Genomic DNA, 22,968 nt, shown 5'->3' with positions numbered 1-22,968 from the left:
CCTAGAGGCCAATGAGTCCGCCTATCGCCGCTTGGTGCTGGAACTCTACGCCCGCCATGCCCCCAACTGCGCCGATCTGCAAAACAGCCACGGCGAAGCACCGGGGGCCAGCCTTGGCTTTACCCGCCCGGCCTATGAGGCCGTCGGCGGCTTCGCCCCGATCCCCTGCGGCGAGGACCGCGCGATCATCCGCGCCGCGCGGGCGGCGGGCCTTCGGGTGCATCACGCGGATGACATCTGGGTCGAAGCCTCTTGCAGGCTTGTCGGACGGGCGGCGGGCGGAATGGCGGATACCCTGCGTATTCGGCTGGCCGGAACGGAATATTTGGCCGACGACTGTTTGCCGAATGTAGCGACCCTTCTTGATCAGGTGCAGCGCGGCACTTTGGGGTGCTGGCCCGCACAGGTTCCGCAACCGCAGCGCGTCCCGGTCCGAGAACTGCCTGCGCATATCGCGAAGCTGCGCGCCTTTCTAAACCTGCCAGAGGGAGAGGAAGCAACCGCGTCGCCCGGTCAGGCGCCAGCCAATTGCTGGAGGGGCGAGAACTTTCCCGCTCAGGTCGCAGAAACATCGGAACCCCGCACCGCCGGGGCGGTTGAACTTTCATAGGGTCGGGCGATTGCCGCCCCTCTGGAGCGGCCATCTGTGCCCGCCACATATTAGCAAGAAATCCTCCCGATTATTTCCGGGGGCGCTGTGGAGAAAGATCATGACAGACAAAGAACTTGGCAAAGGCGGTGAACCCCGCCAGCAAACCACGGACCGTGAAAAGACGATGACGACCGCGCAGGGCGGTCCGATCGCGGATGATCAAAACTCGCTCAAAGCAGGCCCGCGCGGCCCGGTCTTGATGGAAGATCACGTTTTTCGCGAAAAGATGTTCCATTTCGATCACGAGCGCATTCCAGAGCGTGTCGTTCACGCCCGCGGCTACGGGGTGCATGGGCATTTCGAACTCAAAGAAGCGATCCCCGAGCTTTCTGCCGCTGATATTTTCCAGCGCGTCGGCGAAAAGACCCCGACCTTCACCCGCTTCTCAACCGTCGCGGGCAACAAAGGGTCCTTTGATCTGGCCCGTGACGTGCGCGGCTTTGCCACGAAGTTCTACACCAAAGAGGGCAATTGGGACTTGGTCGGCAACAACATCCCCGTGTTCTTCATCCAAGACGCGATCAAATTCCCCGACCTCATCCACTCTGTCAAACCCGCCCCCGACCGTGGTTTCCCGCAGGCGCAATCGGCGCATGACAACTTCTGGGATTTCGTGTCGCTCTCTCCCGAGGCGATCCACATGACTCTGTGGCAGATGTCTGACCGGGCGATCCCACGCTCCTTCCGCTTCATGGAAGGCTTTGGCGTCCACACCTTCCGGCTGGTCAATGCCGAGGGCAAATCCCATTACGTCAAGTTCCACTGGAAGCCCAAGCAAGGTGTGCAATCGGTGGTCTGGAACGAGGCGCTCAAAATCAACGGGGCGGACCCAGATTTCCACCGCCGCGACATGTGGGATGCCATCGACGCGGGCGATTTCCCGCAGTGGGATCTGGGCATTCAGGTCTTTGACGACGAATTCGCCGATAACTTTGAGTTCGACATCCTCGACGCGACCAAGCTGATCCCCGAAGAACAGGTGCCGGTGCGCATCATTGGCACGCTGACGTTGGATGCCAACGTCGACAACTTTTTTGCCGAGACCGAGCAGGTGGCCTTTTGCACCCAGAACATCGTGCGCGGGATCGACCACACGAATGACCCGCTGCTGCAAGGGCGGAACTTCTCGTATCTCGACACGCAGATCAAACGCCTGGGGGCCGAACTTTACCCATATTCCGATCAACGCGCCGAAATGCCCGTTTCATCACTTCCAACAAGACGGCCATATGGCGATGCACAACCCCAAAGGCCGGGTGAACTATGAGCCCAACAGCTGGGGCGAAGATGGCGGCCCCGGGAAAACCCGGAGATTGGGTTCAAGAGCTACGCGGAAGAGGTCAGCGGCACCAAACAGCGCGTGCGCTCTGAGACATTCGCCGACCACTACAGCCAAGCGCGGCAGTTCTACATCAGCCAGACAGAGATCGAACAGCAGCATATCGCGGCGGCCTATACGTTCGAACTGTCGAAATGTCAGGAAGAGCGCATTCGCCTGCGGATGCTGTCGCATCTGATGAACGTGCATGACGATCTGGCCAAACAAGTGGCCGAAGGTCTTGGCGTGACCGAGATGCCGGAACCGGCCACACCCGCCCGGACCCCGATCACCGATCTGCCGCCATCAGATGCGCTCAGCATTCTGAAAAACCCGCCGAACACTTTCGCGGGCCGCAAGCTGGGTCTGTTCCTGACGGAGGGCGCCGATGCGTCGATCGTGGAAGCCTTGGAGAAAACGTTCGCCGACGAGGGCGCGATGGTCGCGATCGTGACGCCGCATATCCAAGGGGTCACCCTGTCAGATGGCAGCACCCGCGCGGCGGATGAAAAGATCGACGGCGGGCCGTCGGTGGTCTTTGACGCGGTGGCCTTGGTCTTTGGCGACGAAAAGGCTGACAAGATCGCCAAGAACAAACCCTCGCAGGATTTCGTCTCGGACGCCTTTGCGCATAACAAATTCATCGCGTGGACCAAAGCCGCCGATCCGCTGCTCAATGCCGCCGGCGTTGAGAAGGACGAGGGCACGGTGGAAGTCTCTGCCGAGAATGCGGGTGACTTCCTTCAGTCCTGCCGCAAGCTGCGGTTCTGGCAGCGAGAAGAAAAGCTGAACTGGGAATAAGAAATCAAAGGCCGGGGCGAAATGCTCCGGCCTTTTTCTAGCGCCGATGCACCTGTGAGGATGGTGAAATCGCGTTCGCCGTGTCCTGCAACCGCGGCAGAATTTCGGCCCTGATCCGCTCGCGCGTCCAGGTGTGAGCCGAGACCGAACATTGCACCGCCGCAAAGGCGCGCCCGTCTGGGCCGGTGATCGGGCAAGCCACACCGATCTCTGACAGAATCATCTGATCGCTTGAAATCGCATGGCCATGTTGGACGGCCTCATTGATGCTGTTGCGGATCGTGGCGCGGTCCATCGTGGTGCGCGCGGTAAAGGGCTTGAGCGGCCAAGTCTCAATCGCCTCTTCCCGGTCTTCGGGCGAGAAGGTCGAGATGATCGCCCGCCCCGCCGATGTCGAAAGCGCAGGCAGCCGCCGCCCGATCACCGTCGCCGCGAAGTAGGTCCGTTGGCAGGGCAAGCGGCTGACGTAGATGATATGGTCCTTGGAAAGCTCGGCCAGATTCACCGTCTCACCGATCTCTTGGCTGAGGTCGATCAGCTTGGGAATCGCCTGCCCGACCAGTTGATCTGACCAGTAATAAGCATAGGCCAGTTCGAGCCATGCATGGGAGGGGCGATAGCGCCGGGTGGCCGGATCCTTCTCCAACATGCCTTCGATATGCAGCGTATTCGCAAGGCGTTGCACGGCACTTTTGTCCAGCCCGCTGCGCGCGGCCAGCTCTACCAGTGACAATTCCGTATGCGATTCATCAAAAGCGCGGAGCAGTCGCAGCCCCTTGGCAAGTGATCCCACATAGAGCGTATTTTGCTTCTTTTCCAATCACCTACCCCTGAAACCGGCCCAATTGTTCAAACCGGGGCTTGACGTATGCCAAGCTCATTGCGTTTACTAATCGTATAGCGATATCAAGTATTATTATATGATACGCTTCGCAAGTCAAAAACGATACGAAACCGAATTCGTAAACCAACAGGGGAGTTGACCATGAAATCCACGGTCCTGAAATCTACCATCACCGGCCTTATCCTTGCCGCCGCCACGGGTGCGGCTTGGGCGGACAAGGCAGACGACACGCTGAACGTCGCCTTCACCAAAGAACTTGAGAACGTCGACAGCTACTTCAACTCATCGCGCGAAGGCGTTGTGCTGCAGCGCGCCGTCTGGGACGGGTTGATCTACCGCGATCCGGTCAGCAACGAATACATGGGCAACCTCGCCACCGAATGGGAATGGATCGACGACACGACCATCGAATTCAAACTGCGCGAAGGTGTGAAATTCCACGACGGGTCGGACTTCACCGCCGATGACGTGGTGTTCACCGTCAACTACGTGGCCGATGAGGCCAACGGCGTGAAAACACAGCGCAACGTGAACTGGATGAAATCGGCCGAGAAGATCGACGATTACACCGTGCGGATCATGCTGAAAGAGAAATTCCCAGCGGCCATCGAATTCCTGTCCGGCCCCGTGTCGATGTACCCCAGCGACTACTACGAAGAAGCTGGCCCCGAAGGCATGGGCCTCAAACCCGTCGGAACCGGCCCTTACAAAGTGACCGAAGTCGTCCCCGGCCAGCACTTCAAACTGGAAGCCTACGAAGGCTACCATGACAGCCCCAAAGGCAAGCCCAGCATCAAAAACGTCGACATCCGCACCATCCCGGATGTGAACACCCAGATGGCGGAACTGTTCAGCGGGTCGCTCGACCTGATCTGGCAGGTGCCTTCGGACCAAGCCGAGAAACTGGCCGAGCGGGATGAGTTTCAGGTCTCCAACGAATCCACCATGCGTGTGGGTTATCTGACGTTGGATGCGGCGGGCCGTTCCGAAGACAGCCCCTTCACCGACATCCGCGTGCGCAAAGCGGTGAACCACGCGATCAACCGTCAGGAACTGGTCGACGCGCTGCTCAAGGGTAAGTCCAAAGTCGTCTACACCCCTGCTTCCCCAGCCAGTTTGGCTGCGACGAAGAGGCGGCGGTCGAGTATGAGTACAACCCCGAGAAGGCCAAGGAACTGCTGGCCGAAGCGGGCTATGAAGACGGTCTGACTATCGACTTCTATGCCTACCGCGACCGCGAATATGCCGAAGCGATCTCAAGCTACCTGAACGCTGTGGGCATCGATACCAACTTCAAGATGTTGCAGTATTCCGCCCTGCGTGAGCAGAACATGAAAGGCGAAACCGCCGTGTCGTTCCAGACATGGGGCAGCTATTCGATCAACGATGCCTCTGCCATGGTCAGCCAGTTCTTCAAACATGGCTCGCTCGACTATGCGATGGACGATGAGACGCTGGAATACCTCAACACAGCCGACAGCTCGACCGACCCAGAGGTCCGCAAAGAGAACTACTCCAAAGCGATCGAACGCATCACCGAGGAAGCCTATTGGGCGCCGATGTTCTCCTACAACACCAACTACGTGACCACCAACGAGGTGGACTACACGCCCACAGCCGACGAAGTTCTGCGCTTCACCACGGCCAGCTGGAAGTAAACCGATCCGCAGGGGCGCCGTGCTCGGTGCCCCTGCCCTGCTTTTTTCCGCACCCCACCCAGACCCACGCGGCAGGCCATCCGCTGCGGCGCAGCCTCAAGGTAGTTGCACCCGTGCTTCAATTCATTCTCAAACGCTTGGGACTGGCCCTTCTCGTGGCCTTTACCGTGTCGTTTATCAGCTTTAGCCTGCTGTTCCTGTCGGGCGACCCCGCCGCAGCACTTGCGGGCGAAACCGCCAGTGGCGAAGACATCGAGGCGCTGCGCCGTCTCTACGGGTTCGACCGGCCCATGTTGGTGCAATATAGCGAATGGCTGTTCTCGGCCATTCAGGGCGATTTTGGCGAGAGCTACTATTTCCGCCTGCCGGTTGCCTCGCTCATTGCCGACCGTCTCAGTGTTACCATGATACTGGGCGTCTGCGGCATCACCTTCGCGCTGCTGACTGCCGTGCCGCTTGGCGTGGTCGCCGCGATCCGTCCCAATTCGATCATTGACCGTGTAGCGCTGTTCATCTCGGTCGCCGGGCAAGCGATGCCCAGCTTTTGGTTCGGTTTGATCCTGATTGTTGTCTTTGCGATCCAACTGGGCTGGCTACCGCCATCGGGCACCGAGACTTGGCGTCATTTCATTCTACCGACCATCGTGCTGGGCTATTACGCGATGCCCGCCATCATGCGCCTGACGCGCGCCGGGATGCTGGATGTTCTGAACTCCGACTATATCCGCACCGCGCGGGCCAAGGGGGCCAATGAACGCCGCGTGCTGTTCCGCCATGCGCTGCGCAACGCGATCATCCCGGTGGTGAGCCTTGCCGCCGTGCAGATGGGCTTCATGCTGGGCGGCTCCATCGTGGTTGAATCGATCTTTGCGCTGCATGGCGCAGGCTATCTGGCGTGGGAAAGCATCGCGCGGAATGACCTGCCCACCGTACAGGCACTGATCCTGATTTTCTCGATGTTCTACATCGTTTTCACCTTCCTCGCAGACGTGCTGAATGCATGGCTCGACCCCCGCATGAGGAGCAGCTGACATGATCACCGCTGGTACACATGACAGCCTTTGGACGAAATCACCGGCCCGACCCCCGGCCAGATGCTGCGCAAGCGCGTCTTTGGGCACCAAGGTCTGCTGATCGGGGCGATCGTTCTGATCATCCTCACGATCATCGCGATCCTCGCCCCATGGATCGCACCCCATGACCCCTATGCGCAAAGCCTGATGACCCGGATGGAGCCGCCTGTGTTCCTTGGCGGCGATTGGGAGCATCCCTTGGGCACCGACCACCTTGGCCGCGATTATCTGTCGCGCCTGATCTATGGTGCGCGGATTTCCCTGTTGATCGGGGCCGTGGCGGCGCTGATCTCGGGCGTGATTGGCACGGCCATGGGCGTGGCTGCGGGCTACTTCGGTGGCAAAGTCGATGCGGTCGTGACCTTCCTGATCAACGTACGTCTGGCGATGCCGGTGGTGCTGGTGGCCCTCGCGGTTGTGGCGATCCTTGGCGGTTCGCTACAGGTCGTGATCGGCGTTCTGGGTCTGCTGCTCTGGGATCGTTTCGCCGTGGTGATGCGCGCCTCGACCATGCAGGTGCGGCGGCGCGAATACGTGGCGGCGGCTCAGGTCATCGGTGCCTCCACCCCGCGCATCCTTTTGTCTGAGATCATGCCCAATATCGCCAACAATCTGATCGTTGTCGTGACGCTGGAAATGGCCCACGCGATCCTGCTGGAAGCGGCACTGTCGTTCCTTGGCCTTGGGGTGCAACCGCCGACGCCAAGCTGGGGACTTATGGTCTCTGAAGGTAAGAACATGATGCTGTTCGAGCCGTGGCTTGTGCTGATCCCCGGTGCCGTCCTCTTTGTGCTGGTGCTGGCGATCAACCTGATGGGTGACGGCCTGCGCGACGTGACCGCCCCCGAAAACCGGAGCTGACCCATGACAGAACCACTTCTGAGCGTCCGCAACCTGCGGCTCGACATTCCCACGGGCAGCGGCACCCTGCATGCGGTGCGTGGGATCGACTTTGACCTTAACCGTGGCGAGACCCTGTGTATCGTTGGCGAAAGCGGGTCGGGCAAATCGCTCACCTCGCTCGCGCTGATGGGGCTTTTGGGCAAATCCATCAAGCGAAACGCGGATCGGATGACCTTTGACGGGACCGAGTTGACCACCGCCAGCCAAGGCCAGATGCGCAAACTGCGCGGCGCGCGGATGGCGATGATCTTTCAAGAGCCGATGACCTCGCTGAACCCCGCCTATACGATCGGCGACCAATTGGCCGAGGCGCTGCTCTTGCACCGCAAGGTCAGCCGCCAGCAGGCGCGGGACCGGGCGATTGAATTGCTGGAGAAAGTCGGCATCACCGCCGCAGAGAGCCGTCTTTCGCAGTATCCGCACCAGCTCTCGGGCGGTCTGCGCCAGCGTGTGATGATCGCCATGGCGCTGATGTGCGAGCCGGAACTGATCATCGCGGATGAGCCGACAACCGCGCTCGACGTGACGATCCAAGCACAGATCCTGCGGCTGCTGCACGATCTTGGCCGCGAGATGAACATGGCGGTGATCTTGATCACCCATGACCTCGGTGTCGTGGCCCGCGTGGCCGACAAGGTCGCCGCGATGTATGCGGGCGAGTTGGTTGAGACCGGCCCGGTGGGCGACATCTTTGGCGCCCCCTCGCATCCCTACACCCGCGGGCTGCTGCGCTGCATCCCACTGCCCGGCAAGACCGACCGCGGCGCGAAACTGGGCACCATCCCGGGCATCGTGCCCTCGCTCGTGGGCGAGGTCGAGGGCTGCGTCTTCCGCACCCGTTGCCCCCATGCGGTTGCCGAATGCCGGGGCGAGATCCCGAAAAGAGAGGAGGGCAGCCACGCCTTCCGCTGCATTTTCCCCGATGGCAAACGCCATTCCGAGAAGGAGCTGACCGTATGAAGGACAGCGTAAACACCCCCGGTGCTGGAGCTTTCGGGCGTCAGCAAGACCTACCGGGTGAAACAGGGCATGTTCGGCAAGGTCAAACCGCTGACGGCTGTGAACGACGTATCGCTGCAACTGGGCAAGGGGAGGTGCTGGGCCTCGTCGGCGAATCCGGTTGCGGTAAATCCACCCTCGCCAAGATCCTTTTGGGGCTGGAACAGCCCACCGCCGGTCATGTCAAAATCGACGGCGAAGAGATCACGCAGCAGGGTCGTCTGGCGCTGGCGCGGCGCATCCAGCCGATCTTTCAAGACCCTTATTCCTCGCTCAACCCACGCAAAAGCATCTATGACGTGATCTCCCTGCCCCTGCGCGTGCATGGCATCGGTGATGAGGCCAGCCGCAAGCAGAAGGTCAAAGAAATCCTCGACGTTGTCGGCCTGCCGCAGCGGGTGATGAACACCTACCCCAGCCAGATGTCGGGCGGCCAACGCCAACGTGTGGCGATTGCCCGCGCGCTGATCATGAAGCCCGAGGTGGTGATCTGCGACGAGCCGACCTCGGCGCTGGATGTGTCGGTGCAGAGCCAAATTCTTAACCTTCTGGGCGAGCTGCGCGAAGAATTCGGCCTGACTTACCTCTTCATCAGTCACGATCTTGCGGTGGTCGAACACCTCGCCACGCGCGTGGCGGTGATGTATCTGGGCGAGATCGTGGAGCAGAACTCGGTTGCCGGGCTCTTCGACGCCCCGCGTCACCCCTACACACAGGCGCTGCTGAAATCTGTCCTGACGCCCGAGCCGGGTTTGGGCGTGCCGGACACGCAGCTTGGCATGGCCTACCCCAACCCGATCGCGCCGCCGCCGGGCTGCCACTTCCATCCCCGTTGCCCGCGTGCGACGGACCTCTGCACGCAAAAGGCCCCGCGTCACACCCCGATCCCGCAGGGGCATGTCGCCTGCCATTTGCACGATCCGGAAACCCCCATGTACGAGCAAGAGTAATCCCATGTCATCGAACCTGTCGCACAGCAGTCAAACCCGCAAAACCGTCATCGAAACCGAACATGGCGTCGTCGCTGCACAGCACCGTCTGGCAGCAATCGCGGGGGCCGAAGTTCTCGCGGCGGGGGGCGATGCGGTAGACGCGGCCGTGGCCACCTCATTCGTCATCGGGGTGCTGGAGCCATGGATGAGCGGCCCTGCCGGGGCGGGGCAATGATGCTTTGGCGCGCTAAAGAAGGTCAGGCCCATGCGCTAAACCACGGTATGCGCAGCCCCGGCGCGCTAGACCCGGCGAACTATCCGCTCAGCGGGCGCGGCAAGGCGGGCGATCTGTTCCCGTGGGAGCATGTCGAAGGCGACCGTAACGTGCAGGGTGCTACGGCAATTGCCGTGCCGGGTGTGGTCGATGGGTTGGGCCGGGCGCATGAACGTTTCGGCAAAATGCCTTGGGCCGAGCTGCTTGTCCCAGCAATTGAACATGCCCGGCAGGGTCTGTTGGTGGATTGGTATGCCGCACTCGTCATCGCCTCTTGCACCCGCGAATTGGCCAAAGATGCCGACGCTGCGGCGGTTTTCCTCGAAGATGGGCAATGGCCGACGATCAGCGGTTGGACCGCGCTGGCCGAAAAACGGCTGGATCAATCGCGCATGGCCGACAGCCTTGACCAGATCGCGCGGCACGGGGCGCGCGCGCTTTATGATGGAGACCTCGGGGCCGCGATGGCGCGGGATGTGCAGGAGAAAGGCGGCTGCCTCAGCCGCGACGACCTGCAAGCCTACCGGGCCGAGTTCCACGCACCGCTCGATTTCGCCTACCGCGACGCGCGGTTCCATGTCGTGCCGGGGCTGACCGCTGGCCCGACCTTCCGCGATACCTTTGCCTCGCTGGAAACCGAAGACCTCGGCAGCGCTCCCGGCCCCGACAGCTATGCCGCGATGGCTGCGGCGCTAAAGGGCGCTTATGCGCGGCGGCTCGGATCGATGGGCGACACCGGCGAAAGCCCCGAGGCCCCGGGCTGCACCACGCATTTCTCGGTCGTCGACCGTCACGGCAATATGGTGGCGCAGACCCAGACACTGCTGTCGATCTTCGGCTCGCGGGTCGTCTCGCCGTCGACCGGGTTTTTGATGAACAACGGCATCATGTGGTTCGATCCCGTTCAGGGCCGCCCAAACTCGCTCGGCCCGGACAAACGCTGCTTGATGAACGTCTGCCCGGTGGTCGGCGAACAGGGTGAAAAACGCTTTGCCTTTTGGCCTCCGGCGGGCGCAAGATCCTCGGCGCGGTGGCGCAATTGTCGTCCTTCGTCACCGATTTCGACATGTCGTTGGAGGAAAGCTTCCACGCGCCCCGGATCGACGCTTCGGACGCGAACCAACTCATTGCCGACGAAGACCTGCCGCGCGATGTGCTGGACCGTCTGCGCGAAGACAGCACCGTCGCCGAAACAAAGCGCACGATCTTTCCCTACGCCTTTGCCTGCCCGGCAGGTGTAATGCGCGACGCGGGGCGCAATTCCGGCTGCACCGAGATCATGTCGCCCTGGGGCGACGCCGTTTCCGAAGATATGACAAAGGACCTTTAAGCATGACCCGCGACAGCGCGATCCAAGCGATCACGACCTATTTCGACGACGGCACATTCCAATCCGAATTGGGCACCCTCGTCTCTTACGAGACCGAAAGCCAGAACCCCGACCAAGCGCCTGAACTCATGCGCTACCTGACCGAGACGATGAAGCCGCGCCTGACCGCGATGGGCTTTACCTGTTCGCTGCACGACAACCCCGACCCACGCGGCGGGCCGCTTTTGGTCGGTGAGCGCCGCGAGGGCGACGATCTGCCGACCGTGCTGACCTATGGCCATGGCGACGTGATCCGCGCCCAAACCGACCAGTGGCGCGAGGGGCTGCATCCCTTCAAACTGGTTGAGGAAGGCGACAAGCTGTATGGTCGTGGCACCGCCGACAACAAAGGCCAACACCTGATCAATATCGCGGCGCTGGAAGCCGTGCTGAAGACCCGCGGCAAGCTGGGGTTCAACTGCCGCATCGTGATCGAGATGAGCGAAGAGACCGGCAGCGCGGGCTTGCCAGAGTTCTTTACCGAACATCGCGAGAAGCTGACGGCGGATGTGTTGATCGCCTCGGACGGGCCGCGCCTGCAACCCGATGTGCCGACCATGTTCATGGGCTCGCGCGGCGGGGTCTCTTTCGATCTGATCATCGACAAACGCGACGGGGCGCATCACTCGGGCAATTGGGGTGGCTTGCTTGCCGATCCGGCGATGATCTTGGCCCAAGCGCTGGCGACCATCACCGACAAACGCGGGCAAATCCAGATCGCTGAATGGCGCCCTGACAGTCTGACACCTTCGGTCCGCGACGCGCTGAAAGACCTGCCGATCGAAAGCGATGATGGCCCCGCCATCGACACCGACTGGGGCGAAGAAGACCTGTCCCCGGTCGAGCGCGCCTATGGCTGGAACAGCTTTGCCATTCTCGCGATGAAAAGCGGCGTCCCCGAAGCGCCGGTCAACGCGATCTCGGCCTATGCCACCGCCACCTGCCAATTGCGTTATGTGGTCGGTACCGATCCCGAAGACATCTTGCCCGCGCTGCGCCGCCACCTTGATAAACACGGGTTTGAGGAGGTGCGGATCGAGCCGCATGACCGTGGCTTCTTCCGCGCGACGCGGCTGGATGCGGATCACCCTTGGGTGAAGTTCGTGGCGGCCTCCCTCACGAAAAGCGCCGGAAAAGCGCCACATATCCTGCCGAACCTTGCAGGCTCCCTGCCCAACGACAGTTTCAGCGATATTCTGGGTCTGCCGACGGTCTGGGTGCCGCATTCCTATCGCAGCTGTTCGCAGCACGCGCCGGATGAACATGTGCTGAAACCCGTCTGCCGCGATGCGCTGCGGGTGATGGCGGGCGTGTTCTGGGACCTGGGCGACGGCAATACACCGCCGCGTGCCGCGTGAGAACAAACGGGCGGGGGCAACCGGCCCCTGCCCGACTTACAGCGCAGCCCGGATGCAATTTTCCAGCGCATCTTGGCTGAGGGCGCAGGGGTTTGCCCGCATGGAGGAAGACGCCGCCGCTTCCTGCGCAGTCTCTACAAGGTCGGTCCCTTCGGGGATCCAGCGGTTCAGACGCTCCAGCCCCCAATCGTCAAGCAGGGCCGAGAGGGCGGTGAATGTGCCGGTCTCGGGCAGATCAAAACCCTCTGCCAGCCATGTCTGCACTTCTGAAAACCGCCGGGAGGCACCGAGCACATCACTATTGGCGGCCAGCACCGGCCCCAGCAGACGCCCACAAATCAACCCATGCGGCGCGCCAAACTGCCCGCCGATCACACCGGCCAGCCCATGCACCGCGCCGAGGCCCGCATTCGCCAGCGCCAAACCGCCCGACAGGCTGACATAGGCCATCGCGTCCCGCGCGGCAGGGTCTTCGCCCGCCGCCAGACGTTTGAGCGCGGCAATCCCCTGCGGAATCGCGGCACGGCAGAGCGCATCGCTGAGCGGGTTGGCTTTGCTTGAAAGATAGGGCTCGATCACCTGCACCAACGCATCAAGGCCCGACCCCAACGTGACGCCGCGCGGCGCGCCATCCGTCAGCGCAGGATCGACCAAGGCCAAACGCGGCAGCATTCGGTCGTCGCGCAGGCTGACTTTTCGCGCGGCTTGCGTCACGGCGATAACGGCGTTTTTGGTGACCTCGGCCCCGGTGCCCGCGGTGGTCGGGATCGCGATCATCGGCAGCGGGTCGGCTTGCAGCGGCTTGCCCGCGCCCACGACTTCGAGATGTTCCATCACGTCGCAATCCGACGGGATCAGCGCCGCTGCGGCTTTGGCAAGGTCGATGACCGCCCCTCCGCCGACGCCCAGCACCACCTGCGCTCCGCGCCCTGCCAGAGCGGCAGAGCGGACATCCTCGACCGAGGGTTCGCCGCTGCTGCGGACCTCGGTCACGTCACATCCAGCCGCCGTCAGTTCGCGGCTGAGCTCATCGACCCAAGCGACGGAACCACCGCGTAAAATCAGCACCCGGCGGCCAAAGCTGAGCGCGGCGTCGACGGCTTCTGAAGCGGTCCCACGGCCAAAGCGGATGCGCCCAGCGGTGGCGAAACCAAAGGCTGCGATCCCCTCCATCAGAATTGCAACGTGGCGTTCACAGCGCGCTTCCATGCGCCGTATTTCTCATCCCGCGTCGCCGCATCCATCTCCATTTCAAACCGCCGATCAAGCGCCCATTCGCGGGCAAAGCCTTCCATGTCCGGATAGATGCCCGCCCGCTGCCCCGCCAACCATGCCGCACCAAGCGCCGTGGTTTCCAGCACATCAGGACGGTCGACCGAGGCGCCGATCACGTCGGACAGGAACTGCATCGCCCAGTCACTGGCGCTCATCCCGCCGTCGACACGCAGGGTGGCGATCTCGCCCGCCTGCCCCTGTGCGGCCCAATCCGCCTGCATCGCCTCCAGCAAATCGCGGGTCTGGTAGCCGACGCTTTCCAGCGCCGCGCGGGCCAGTTCCGCGGGGCCGGAGTTGCGCGTCAGCCCATAGATCGCGCCGCGACACTCCGCGTTCCAGTAAGGCGCACCGAGGCCGACGAAGGCGGGCACCAGCACCACATTCTGATGCGGATCGGCCTGTTCGGCCAGTGCTTGAGTCTCGCTCGCCTCGCGGATCATCTTGAGCCCGTCGCGCAGCCATTGCACCACGGCACCAGCGACGAAAATCGACCCTTCGAGCGCATAGGTTGGCTTGCCGTCGAGTTGATAGGCGATGGTGGTCAGCAGGCGATTGGTTGAAGTCACCGCCGTTTCGCCCGTATTCAGCAGCGCAAAACAGCCCGTGCCATAGGTCGACTTCATCATGCCCGGTTGGAAGCAAGCCTGCCCGATGGTCGCCGCCTGCTGGTCGCCTGCCACACCAAGGATCGGAATCTCGCGGCCAAACAGATCGGGACGGGTCATGCCGAAATCGGCGGCGCAGTCTTTGACCTCGGGCAGCATCTCGACGGGAATGTCGAACATCTTGCAGATCGTCGTGCTCCATCGGCCCTTGTGAATGTCATAAAGCATGGTGCGCGCGGCGTTGGTGGCATCAGTCACATGGCGCGCGCCGCCTGTGAGCTTCCAGATCAGGTAGCTGTCGACCGTGCCGAAAAGCAACTCGCCCGCCTGTGCGCGGTCGCGCGCCCCGTCGACGTTATCCAAAATCCACTTCAGCTTGGTGCCGGAGAAATAAGGATCGGCCAGCAGGCCCGTGCGTTCGGTGATGATCTTGTCGTCACCACTCTCGCGCAGCGCGCGGCAGAAATCGGCAGTGCGGCGGTCTTGCCAAACGATGGCGTTATAGACTGGCTGGCCGGTCTTGGCGTCCCAGACCAGCGTCGTCTCACGTTGGTTGGTGATGCCGATGGCGGTGATGTCATCGGGGCGCAGGCCTGCTTTTTCGATCACCGCGCGGCAGGTGCCCGCAGTGGTGGACCACAGATCGCCGGGATCATGCTCAACCCAGCCGGAACGGGGGAAATGCTGCGGAAACTCTTCTTGGGCGGTGGCCGTCACGGCCATGTTGCCGTCAAAAAGGATCGCCCGCGAGGATGTGGTTCCTTGATCAATGGCGAGGATATGGGTCATGGCGCAGCCCCCGGTTGTCTTATGGAATGAAAAAGGGGCCGGAACGCTGTTGCGCCCCGGCCCCCAAAAGTTTGGCTTACTGCCAGGACTTGATCAACTCTTCGTAGCTGATTGTCTCGGGCTCAGGGTCTTCGTTGTCGAGCTTGGCAACCGGCGAGCCGGGCTGTTCCAGCCAGTAGGAGGCTTCCTGCTCTTCGTTCATCTTCGGACCCAGATCGCCTTGGACGCCTGCGCGCTCAAGCCGTTCCAGCACTTTTTCCTGCTCGGCACAGAGGCTGTCGAGCGCTTCTTGCGGGGTTTTCGCACCGGACATTGCGTCGCCGATGTTCTGCCACCACAGCTGCGCCAGCTTGGGGTAATCCGGCACGTTTGTCCCGGTGGGGGACCATGCCACCCGCGCGGGCGAACGGTAGAATTCCACCAGACCGCCAAGTTTCGGCGCGCGTTCGGTGAAGCTTTCGTGCTGGATGGTCGACTCGCGGATGAAGGTCAGACCGGCGTGGGCCTTTTCAACATCAACGGTTTTCGACGTCACGAACTGCGCATAGAGCCATGCGGCTTTGGCGCGATCCACGGGGGTGCTTTCCATCAGCGTCCAGCTGCCCACGTCCTGATAGCCGACCTTCTGGCCGTCTTTCCAATAGGCACCGTGTGGACTGGGTGCCATGCGCCACTTGGGTGTGCCGTCTTCGTTCAGCACGGCTTTGGCGGCATCGTTCACCATGTCCGCGGTGAAGGCGGTGTACCAGAACATCTGCTGGGCGATGGCACCCTGCGCAGGTACCGGGCCGGCTTCGCCAAAGGTCATGCCAGCGGCTGCGGGCGGCGTGTACTTTTCAAGCCATTCGATGGATTTGGAGATCGCATAGACCGCCGCCGCATCGTTGGTCGCACCACCACGGGTCACACAAGAACCGACGGGCTGCGAGTTTTCGTTGACCCGGATGCCCCATTCGTCGACCGGCAGGCCGTTGGGTTCACCGACATCGCCCATGCCAGCCATGGACATCCACGCATCGGTATAGCGCCAGCCAAGCGACGGGTCTTTTTTGCCGTAGTCCATGTTGCCAAAGACTTCGACGCCGTCGATGGTGCGGCCGGTGAAGAACTCAGCGATGTCCTCATAGGCAGACCAGTTGACCGGCACGCCCAACTCATAGCCGTATTTTTCTTTGAACTCAGCCATCAACTCAGGATCGGTGAACCAGTCCTGGCGGAACCAATAGAGGTTCGCGAACTGCTGGTCGGGCAGCTGGTACAGCTCACCGTCAGGCGACGTGGTGAAATCAAGGCCGATATAATCGTCCAGATCGAGACCGGGGTTGGTCACGTCTTTGCCTTCGTTCGCCATCCAGTCAGTCAGGCTGCGCGCCTGCTTGTAGCGCCAGTGCGTGCCGATCAGGTCAGAGTCGTTGATATAGGCGTCATAGATGTTCTCGCCCGACTGCATCTGCGTTTGCAGTTTCTCGACCACGTCACCTTCGCCGATCAGGTCGTGGGTGATGTTGATGCCCGTGATCGCGGTGAAGGCCGGGGCCAGCACGTTGGCCTCGTATTCATGGGTGGTGATTGTCTCGGACACCACTTTGATGTCCATGCCCTTGAACGGCTCAGCAGCGTCGATGAAGAATTGCATCTCCGCCTCTTGCTCTTCGCGGCTCAGCGCGGAGCGTTCGATTTCCTCGTCGAGGAATTTCTTCGCGGCATCCATATCCGCAAATACTGGTCCGGCGAGCAGACCGAGCGTGACCGCAAGTGCGGTACTCGATTTCATGACAGATCGTTTCATTATGTCCTCCCTAGACATTTGGTCGTGTCGTATGGCTGCCCCGATTAACCGGGATCAGCCGTGATAGCGCCTAGACCCAGCGAAATACGGCTGCGGCATAGGCAAGGCAGACCAGCAGCGCATAGGGCTGCGGCCCCGCCTCGAAACCCAGCCAGATCAAATTGATAAAGGCCGAGCCGAGAAGCGTGATGAACAGACGGTCACCACGGGTTGTTTCGATCCTGAGAATGCCGGTGCGTGGCGTCTCGGGGAATTTGATCGCGAGGATCGTGAAGGTCACGAGTAACAGCGCGATGACACCGAAGAAGATCGCGGTGGGCATGGTCCAAGCCATCCAAGACATTATGCATCCTCCAGACTGATTGAGTTAAAGAACACCGGCACGGAAAATGAAATCCGATTGATCTCTTCTTTTGACGCTCCGGCCCTCAACTCACCTGCACTGAATACCTTCAAGCCGCCCCCGCCTTCTTTGCTAGTTGTAACCGCTATCTCGAAGTCTACGGTTTGCTGCTTCCAAACTGGCTCCACTCCAATTGAACCGAGAGCGATCCATGGGGAATTGCTTTCTTTGCGAGCGTTTTTGATCCCGGCTTCGATTTCCGATAGCGTTTCTTCTACAAATTCGGACAGTTTCATTACACCCTCCCCAAAGCAAAGCCCTTGGCAATGTAGTTGCGGACGAAATAAATTACCAAAGCGCCCGGCACGATTGTAAGCACACCCGCCGCAGCCAGCACGCCCCAGTCGAGGCCCGAGGCCGAAACAGTACGGGTCATAGTGGCGGCGATGGGTTTCGCGTCGACCGAAGTAAGCGTCCGCGACAGCAGCAGTTCCACCCATGAGAACATGAAGCAGAAGAAGGCGGCGACCCCGATGCCGCTGGCGATCAGCGGGGTGAAGATACGGATGAAGAAGCGCGGGAAAGAGTAACCATCAAGGTAGGCCGTCTCGTCAATCTCCTTCGGCACGCCACGCATGAACCCTTCCAAGATCCAGACCGCCAGCGGCACGTTGAACAGGCAATGCGCCAGCGCCACGGCGATATGCGTGTCGAACAGCCCGACGGAGGAATAAAGCTGGAAGAACGGCAGCGCGAAGACCGCCGGAGGGGCCATGCGGTTGGTCAGCAGCCAGAAGAACAGATGCTTGTCGCCCATAAAGCTGTAGCGCGAGAAAGCATAGGCCGCAGGCAGCGCCACAGCGAGCGAGATCACGGTGTTCAGCACAACATAGATCAGGCTGTTGACATAGCCCATATACCAGCTCGGATCGGTGAGGATCTTGGCATAGTTCGCCAGCGTCAAATCACGCGGATAGAGCGAGAAGCTCCCCAGGATCTCTGCGTTGGTCTTCAGGCTCATGTTGATCAGCCAGTAGATCGGCAGTAGCAGGAAAAGCAGGTAGAGGGTCATCACCACCACAGACCCTTTGGGCCGAAAGCGGCTGCGCCGGGCGCGTTTGGCAGTGGTCACGTCACCCGGAATGGGCGCGGCACCGGGGGCTTGCACGGTTGTGTCGGTCATCACACACCATCCCTTTTGTCGAGGTTGACCATCACGGTGTAGAACACCCATGAAATCAACAGGATAACGAGGAAATACATCAGGCTGAACGCCGCTGCGGGGCCGAGGTCAAACTGGCCGATGGCCATTTTCACCAAGTCGATGGACAGGAAGGTCGTGGCATTGCCCGGCCCGCCCCCGTCACGACGAACGGCTCTGTATAGATCATGAAACTGTCCATAAAGCGCAGCAGAATCGCGATCATCAGCACGCCTGCCATCTTGGGCAGTTCGATGTAGCGGAACACGGCCCAACGGCTGGCTTGGTCGATCTTCGCGGCCTGATAATAGGCGTCCGGGATGGATTGCAGCCCGGCGTAGGCCAAGAGCGCCACCAACGAGGTCCAGTGCCAGACATCCATGATCACAACAGTGATCCAAGCGGCGGTGATGTCTTGGGTGTAGTTATAGGTGATCCCGAGCTTGTCGAGCGTGTAGCCCAAAAGGCCAATGTCGACGCGGCCAAAGATTTGCCAGATGGTGCCGACCACGTTCCACGGGATCAGCAGCGGCAGCGACATGAGCACCAGACAAAAGCTGGCCCAGAACCCGTTTTTCGGCATGTTCAGCGCAACAAAGATGCCCAGCGGAATTTCGATCGCCAGAATGACACCCGAGAAGATCAACTGTCGGCCAAGCGCATCCCACATCCGGTCGCTGTCCAGCATGTCGGAAAACCACTCAAGCCCGGCCCAGAAAAATTCATTCCGGCCAAAGGTGTCTTGCACCGAATAGTTCACCACGGTCATCAGCGGGATCACAGCCGAGAAGGCCACGAGGATCAGAACTGGCAGGACAAGGAACCATGCCTTTTGGTTGACGGTCTTGTTCATGCGGCTTCTCCCTCTGCGCTGATGCGCCAATCGTCGGCATAGACATTGATGCCCGCCGGATCGAAACTGATCGCGGTGTTTTCACTCGGCACGGACGCGCCTTCCTCGGCGATGGCGCTGACCGGCTGGCCGGCCACATCAAGGCGGATGATTTTGTGGCGGCCCACGTCTTCGACGCGCGTCACCTTGGCAGGCAGGCCCAGCCCTTCGCCGTTAAGACGGATAAACTCGGGCCGGACGCCCAGCTGGGTTTTGCCACCTTTGGGGGCGTAGCTTTTGGTCAGGTCAATGTGTGTGCCCGCGACCTGCGCGGCATTGCCAGAGATTTGCGCATCAAACAGGTTCATCCCCGGCGAGCCGATGAAATAGCCCACGAAGGTGTGCGCGGGCCGCTCGAACAACTCTTGCGGCGTGCCGATCTGCACCACCCGGCCATCATACATCACGACGACCTTATCGGCGAAGGTCAGCGCCTCGGTCTGGTCGTGGGTCACATATATCATCGTGTGGCCAAATTCGTGGTGCAGCGATTTGAGCTGCGTGCGCAATTCCCATTTCATATGCGGGTCGATCACGGTCAGCGGCTCATCGAACAACAGCGCGTTGACGTCTTCACGCACCATGCCCCGACCCAGCGAAATCTTCTGCTTGGCATCCGCCGTGAGGCCGCGCGCCTTGCGATTCAACTCGTCTTCCATGCCGATCATCTGCGCGATCTGCTGCACGCGATCTGCAACATAAGAGGCATCCGCACCCCGGTTGCGCAGCGGGAAGGCGAGATTGTCGCGCACGGTCATCGTGTCGTAGACCACCGGGAACTGGAACACCTGCGCGATGTTGCGCTCGGCGGTGGGGGCGTGGGTTACATCGACATCGTTAAACAGAATACGACCCTGAGAGGGCTGCAACAGCCCCGAGATGATGTTGAGGAGGGTGGATTTACCGCAACCGGACGCACCCAGAAGCGCATAGGCTTCGCCGTCGATCCAGTCGTGGTTCAATTCCTTGAGGGCAAAATCATCCTCATGGCCGGGGTTCGGCAAATAGGAATGCGCAAGGTTATCAAGCGTGATCTTGGCCATTATGCCGCCTCCGCATAGGGCGCGGCAGAGACGAGCGCCCCGTTCGCGTCAAACAAGTAAATGTGCGCCGGATCCAGATAGACCGGCAGCGGCTGGCCGGGTTGCAGATGCTGGATGCCATGCACCAGCCCGACCCATTTCGCGCCGTGATAGTCGAGGTGGATAAACGTCTCCGAGCCGGTGATCTCGGTCACGTTCAGCACCGCGTCAAAGCCGATCGCGCCGGGGGTCTGCGCTGCGAGTGTCAGGTGGTTGGGGCGGAAACCAGCGGTATATTCGCCGTCCTTCAAGCTCGCCATCGTGGCAGGAGCGGGCATCTCACCGCCGTCGAACCGCAGCGTGTTGCCCGATTTGGTCATGCTCAGGAAGTTCATCGGCGGGTCGGAGAAGACCCGCGCCGTCGTGGCATTCTCAGGCCGACGGTAGACGCTTGGCGTCAGGCCGAATTGCGTGACGCGGCCCTCCCAAAGCGTCGCGGTGTTGCCGCCCAAAAGCAGCGCCTCTTCCGGCTCTGTCGTGGCATAGACAAAGATCGACCCGGCGCGTTCAAAGATGCGCGGAATCTCGGCGCGAAGCTCTTCGCGCAGTTTGTAGTCGAGGTTCGCCAGCGGCTCATCCAGCAGCACCAGCCCTGCGTTTTTCACCAGCGCCCGCGCCAAGGCGCAGCGCTGTTGCTGGCCGCCCGAAAGCTCCAGCGGTTTGCGGTCAAGCATCGGGGTCAGTTGCATCAGTTCAGCCGTCTCGCGCACCGCGCGGTCGATCTCATCCTTCGACTTGCCCACCAGCTTCATCGGCGATGCGATGTTGTCGTAAACGGTCATCGAGGGGTAGTTGATGAACTGCTGGTAGACCATCGCCACCTTGCGGTCTTGGACGCGCATCCCGGTGACATCCTCCCCGTTCCAGATCACTTGGCCCGTGTTGGGCACATCAAGCCCGGCCATCAGCCGCATCAGCGAGGTCTTGCCCGCAGACGTAGGCCCCAAAAGCACGTTCATCGTGCCCTTTTCCAAGGTCAGGTCGGTCGGGTGGATATGCGTTTGACCGCCCACCGTTTTCGACACGTTTTTTAGGATCAAACTCACGTTCGTCCTCCCCTCATTCCGCCGCAGAGGCGGCTTGTTTCGCCGCGCGCATCTGCATCCATTCATCAAGACGCGCGATCTGCGCCTCATCCATTCGCAGGCCCAACTTGCTGCGGCGCCAAACGACGTCCTCTGCGCTGAGGGCATATTCCTTGTTCATCAGCCACGCGACCTCACCCGCCGTGAGGGTCGCGCCGAAATGCTCGCCCATATCCGCGAGCGTTTTCGCCGCGCCCATCATCGCCCATGCATCGGTACCATAGGCGCGGATCAGCCGTGCTGCCCAGCTTTCATCAAGAAAGTCATAATCCGCTTTCAACCGCGCGATCAACTGCGCGACACCGTCCACCGGGAAATCACCGCCGGGCAGCGCCACGCCAGCGGTCCAATGATCCGACAGCCCGCCGAAATGCGGGGCGATCAGATCCAGCGCGTCTTCGGCCAGTTTGCGGTATGTGGTGATCTTGCCGCCAAAGACATTGAGAATCGGCGCGCCGCCGGTTTCGTCCACCTTGAGCGTATAGTCCCGCGTGGCCGCCGTGGCACTGCTGGCCCCATCGTCATAAAGCGGGCGGACGCCGGAATAGGTCCAGACGATGTCTTTGCGGGTGATGTCCTGCTTGAGATAGCCGTTCACGAAGTTGATCAGGTAATCCTGCTCTTCGGGGGTGCATTCCGGGGTGACGGAAGGATCGGGGTGATCTGCGTCCGTGGTGCCAATGAGGGTGAAATCCTGCTCATAGGGGATCGTAAAAATGATCCGCCCATCGGTGCCTTGAAAGAAATAGCATTTGTCGTGATCGTAAAGCCGCTTGGTCACGATATGGCTGCCGCGCACCAGCCGCACCCCTTCGGAGGAGTTCAGCCGCGCGGTATTGTGGATGATGTCCCCCACCCATGGGCCGCCCGCGTTGACCAGCATCTTCGCTTGGATCACTTCGCGTTGGCCATCCGCGCCATGCTCAACTGTGACCAGCCAGCCGTCCGCGCTGCGGTCAGCGGAGATGACTTTGGTCCGGGTCATGATGCGTGCGCCGCGCAGTTCGGCATCGCGGGCGTTGAGCACCACCAGACGGGAGTCTTCGATCCAGCAGTCGGAATACTCAAAGGCTTTTTCGAACCGATCCTCCAGCGGTGCCCCTTCGGGCGTGCCGCGCAGCGCAAGGCTGCGGGTGGCGGGCAGGATCTCGCGCCCGCCGAGATTGTCATAGAGAAACAGGCCCAAGCGGATCAGCCACGCCGGGCGGCGGCCCCGCATCCAAGGCATGAACAGCCGTAGCAATTTGGAGGTCGGCGTGTCCCCCTCAAACCGCATGTCGCGGTGATAGGGCAGCACGAAACGCATCGGCCAAGAGATATGCGGCATCGCTTTCAGCAGCACTTCGCGCTCGGTCAGCGCGTGGCGCACAAGGCCGATCTCGAAATACTCAAGGTAGCGCAGCCCGCCGTGGAACAGTTTGGTCGAGGCCGAAGAGGTCGCGGAGGCCAGATCATTCATCTCGGCCAAGGTCACGCTCAACCCCCGTCCTGCGGCGTCGCGCGCGATCCCGGCGCCGTTGATGCCCCCACCGATGACGAAAAGATCGACCGGGGCAGCGGGCACATGGCTATCGGGCTGTTGGTTCAAAATCCGGCCCTCCCCCATCTCAGACTGTCCAATTAGGGGCAGTGTTACGAAACGACTCTCATCTGCACAAGTTTTATTTTCGTTTATGTTCGTTTCACCAGTATATCGAACATGCTAACCACAACCTGCTGCGCGATT

19 protein-coding genes and 4 pseudogenes are annotated in these 22,968 nt (G+C 61.1%); 12 read left to right on the top strand and 11 right to left on the bottom strand.

Annotation, left to right across the window (positions count from 1 at the left end; translation table 11 throughout):
• The 3 genes and pseudogenes from ACFQAU_RS21145 to ACFQAU_RS21135 all read left to right on the top strand — a co-directional run.
• Positions 1–610, top strand: a pseudogene (locus tag ACFQAU_RS21145) (hypothetical protein); the annotation flags it as partial.
• 100 nt (positions 611–710) lie between these two features.
• Positions 711–1,872 (top strand): annotated as a pseudogene (katE, locus tag ACFQAU_RS21140) (catalase); the annotation flags it as partial.
• Between the two features lie 140 nt (positions 1,873–2,012).
• Positions 2,013–2,771, top strand: coding sequence for a catalase-related domain-containing protein (locus ACFQAU_RS21135; protein ID WP_386285096.1), 759 nt, complete (start codon positions 2,013–2,015; stop codon positions 2,769–2,771).
• A gap of 37 nt (positions 2,772–2,808) precedes the next feature.
• On the opposite strand, the gene ACFQAU_RS21130 is transcribed toward ACFQAU_RS21135, so the two are convergent.
• Positions 2,809–3,591, bottom strand: coding sequence for an IclR family transcriptional regulator (locus ACFQAU_RS21130; RefSeq protein WP_067936249.1), 783 nt, complete (start codon positions 3,589–3,591; stop codon positions 2,809–2,811).
• A gap of 165 nt (positions 3,592–3,756) precedes the next feature.
• Here ACFQAU_RS21130 and ACFQAU_RS21125 point away from each other — a divergent pair, with 165 nt between their 5' ends.
• From ACFQAU_RS21125 to ACFQAU_RS21085, 9 genes and pseudogenes are all read left to right on the top strand, one after another.
• Complete coding sequence (locus ACFQAU_RS21125) at positions 3,757–4,824, top strand: ABC transporter substrate-binding protein (protein WP_386284857.1); 1,068 nt, start codon at positions 3,757–3,759, stop codon at positions 4,822–4,824.
• Entirely contained in the window at positions 4,791–5,273 is a 483-nt protein-coding gene (locus tag ACFQAU_RS21120; protein WP_386285110.1) for a periplasmic substrate-binding domain-containing protein, read from the top strand. The genes ACFQAU_RS21125 and ACFQAU_RS21120 overlap by 34 nt, the downstream gene beginning before the upstream one ends.
• Before the next feature lie 113 nt (positions 5,274–5,386).
• Complete coding sequence (locus tag ACFQAU_RS21115) at positions 5,387–6,304, top strand: ABC transporter permease (RefSeq protein ID WP_132445294.1); 918 nt, start codon at positions 5,387–5,389, stop codon at positions 6,302–6,304.
• A gap of 63 nt (positions 6,305–6,367) precedes the next feature.
• On the top strand, positions 6,368–7,207 hold the full coding sequence (locus tag ACFQAU_RS21110; RefSeq protein ID WP_386285123.1) for an ABC transporter permease: 840 nt from the start codon (positions 6,368–6,370) through the stop codon (positions 7,205–7,207).
• A gap of 3 nt (positions 7,208–7,210) precedes the next feature.
• Positions 7,211–8,209 (top strand): ABC transporter ATP-binding protein, encoded by a 999-nt coding sequence (locus tag ACFQAU_RS21105; protein ID WP_132445297.1) that lies wholly within the window; start codon positions 7,211–7,213, stop codon positions 8,207–8,209.
• Positions 8,206–9,198: pseudogene (locus ACFQAU_RS21100) on the top strand (ABC transporter ATP-binding protein). The gene ACFQAU_RS21105 and the pseudogene ACFQAU_RS21100 overlap by 4 nt, the downstream one beginning before the upstream one ends.
• Positions 9,199–9,202: 4 nt before the next feature.
• Positions 9,203–9,415 (top strand): gamma-glutamyltransferase, encoded by a 213-nt coding sequence (locus tag ACFQAU_RS21095; RefSeq protein WP_386285093.1) that lies wholly within the window; start codon positions 9,203–9,205, stop codon positions 9,413–9,415.
• A complete protein-coding gene (locus ACFQAU_RS21090; protein ID WP_386285090.1) occupies positions 9,412–10,695 on the top strand; it encodes a gamma-glutamyltransferase in 1,284 nt (427 codons plus the stop codon). Before ACFQAU_RS21095 ends, ACFQAU_RS21090 begins: the two co-directional genes overlap by 4 nt.
• 91 nt (positions 10,696–10,786) lie before the next feature.
• Positions 10,787–12,181, top strand: a complete 1,395-nt coding sequence (locus ACFQAU_RS21085) for a M20 family metallopeptidase (RefSeq protein ID WP_132445303.1) — start codon at positions 10,787–10,789, stop codon at positions 12,179–12,181.
• A 36-nt stretch (positions 12,182–12,217) separates the two neighbouring features.
• Here the strand turns inward: ACFQAU_RS21085 and ACFQAU_RS21080 are convergent, their stop codons facing one another.
• The 10 genes and pseudogenes from ACFQAU_RS21080 to glpD form a co-directional block, all read right to left on the bottom strand.
• Positions 12,218–13,390 (bottom strand): iron-containing alcohol dehydrogenase, encoded by a 1,173-nt coding sequence (locus ACFQAU_RS21080; RefSeq protein ID WP_132445306.1) that lies wholly within the window; start codon positions 13,388–13,390, stop codon positions 12,218–12,220.
• The gene (glpK, locus tag ACFQAU_RS21075; protein ID WP_120352348.1) at positions 13,354–14,850 is read right to left on the bottom strand and encodes a glycerol kinase GlpK; all 1,497 of its coding nucleotides are present in this window, start codon (positions 14,848–14,850) and stop codon (positions 13,354–13,356) included. Before glpK ends, ACFQAU_RS21080 begins: the two co-directional genes overlap by 37 nt.
• A gap of 76 nt (positions 14,851–14,926) precedes the next feature.
• Positions 14,927–16,624: an ABC transporter substrate-binding protein gene (locus ACFQAU_RS21070; RefSeq protein WP_132445591.1), complete on the bottom strand. Its 1,698-nt coding sequence runs from the start codon at positions 16,622–16,624 to the stop codon at positions 14,927–14,929.
• Positions 16,625–16,709: 85 nt separating this feature from the next.
• Positions 16,710–16,982 carry a DUF2160 domain-containing protein gene (locus ACFQAU_RS21065; protein WP_007121386.1) on the bottom strand — a complete coding sequence of 91 codons (273 nt, stop codon included), beginning with the start codon at positions 16,980–16,982 and terminating at the stop codon, positions 16,710–16,712.
• Entirely contained in the window at positions 16,982–17,278 is a 297-nt protein-coding gene (locus ACFQAU_RS21060; protein ID WP_132445309.1) for a trypco2 family protein, read from the bottom strand. The genes ACFQAU_RS21065 and ACFQAU_RS21060 overlap by 1 nt, the downstream gene beginning before the upstream one ends.
• A complete protein-coding gene (locus ACFQAU_RS21055) occupies positions 17,278–18,165 on the bottom strand; it encodes a carbohydrate ABC transporter permease (protein WP_132445312.1) in 888 nt (295 codons plus the stop codon). Before ACFQAU_RS21055 ends, ACFQAU_RS21060 begins: the two co-directional genes overlap by 1 nt.
• Positions 18,165–19,036: pseudogene (locus ACFQAU_RS21050) on the bottom strand (carbohydrate ABC transporter permease). Before ACFQAU_RS21050 ends, ACFQAU_RS21055 begins: the two are co-directional and overlap by 1 nt.
• Complete coding sequence (locus tag ACFQAU_RS21045) at positions 19,033–20,118, bottom strand: ABC transporter ATP-binding protein (protein ID WP_132445318.1); 1,086 nt, start codon at positions 20,116–20,118, stop codon at positions 19,033–19,035. Before ACFQAU_RS21045 ends, ACFQAU_RS21050 begins: the two are co-directional and overlap by 4 nt.
• Entirely contained in the window at positions 20,118–21,203 is a 1,086-nt protein-coding gene (locus ACFQAU_RS21040) for an ABC transporter ATP-binding protein (RefSeq protein WP_067936725.1), read from the bottom strand. Before ACFQAU_RS21040 ends, ACFQAU_RS21045 begins: the two co-directional genes overlap by 1 nt.
• A gap of 13 nt (positions 21,204–21,216) precedes the next feature.
• Positions 21,217–22,848, bottom strand: a complete 1,632-nt coding sequence (gene glpD / locus ACFQAU_RS21035) for a glycerol-3-phosphate dehydrogenase (protein WP_132445321.1) — start codon at positions 22,846–22,848, stop codon at positions 21,217–21,219.
• Positions 22,849–22,968: the final 120 nt, after the last annotated feature.

The organism is Sulfitobacter profundi, from assembly GCF_042661425.1.
Classification (GTDB): domain Bacteria; phylum Pseudomonadota; class Alphaproteobacteria; order Rhodobacterales; family Rhodobacteraceae; genus Sulfitobacter; species Sulfitobacter profundi.
This window is presented reverse-complemented; position numbering and strand designations above follow the sequence as displayed.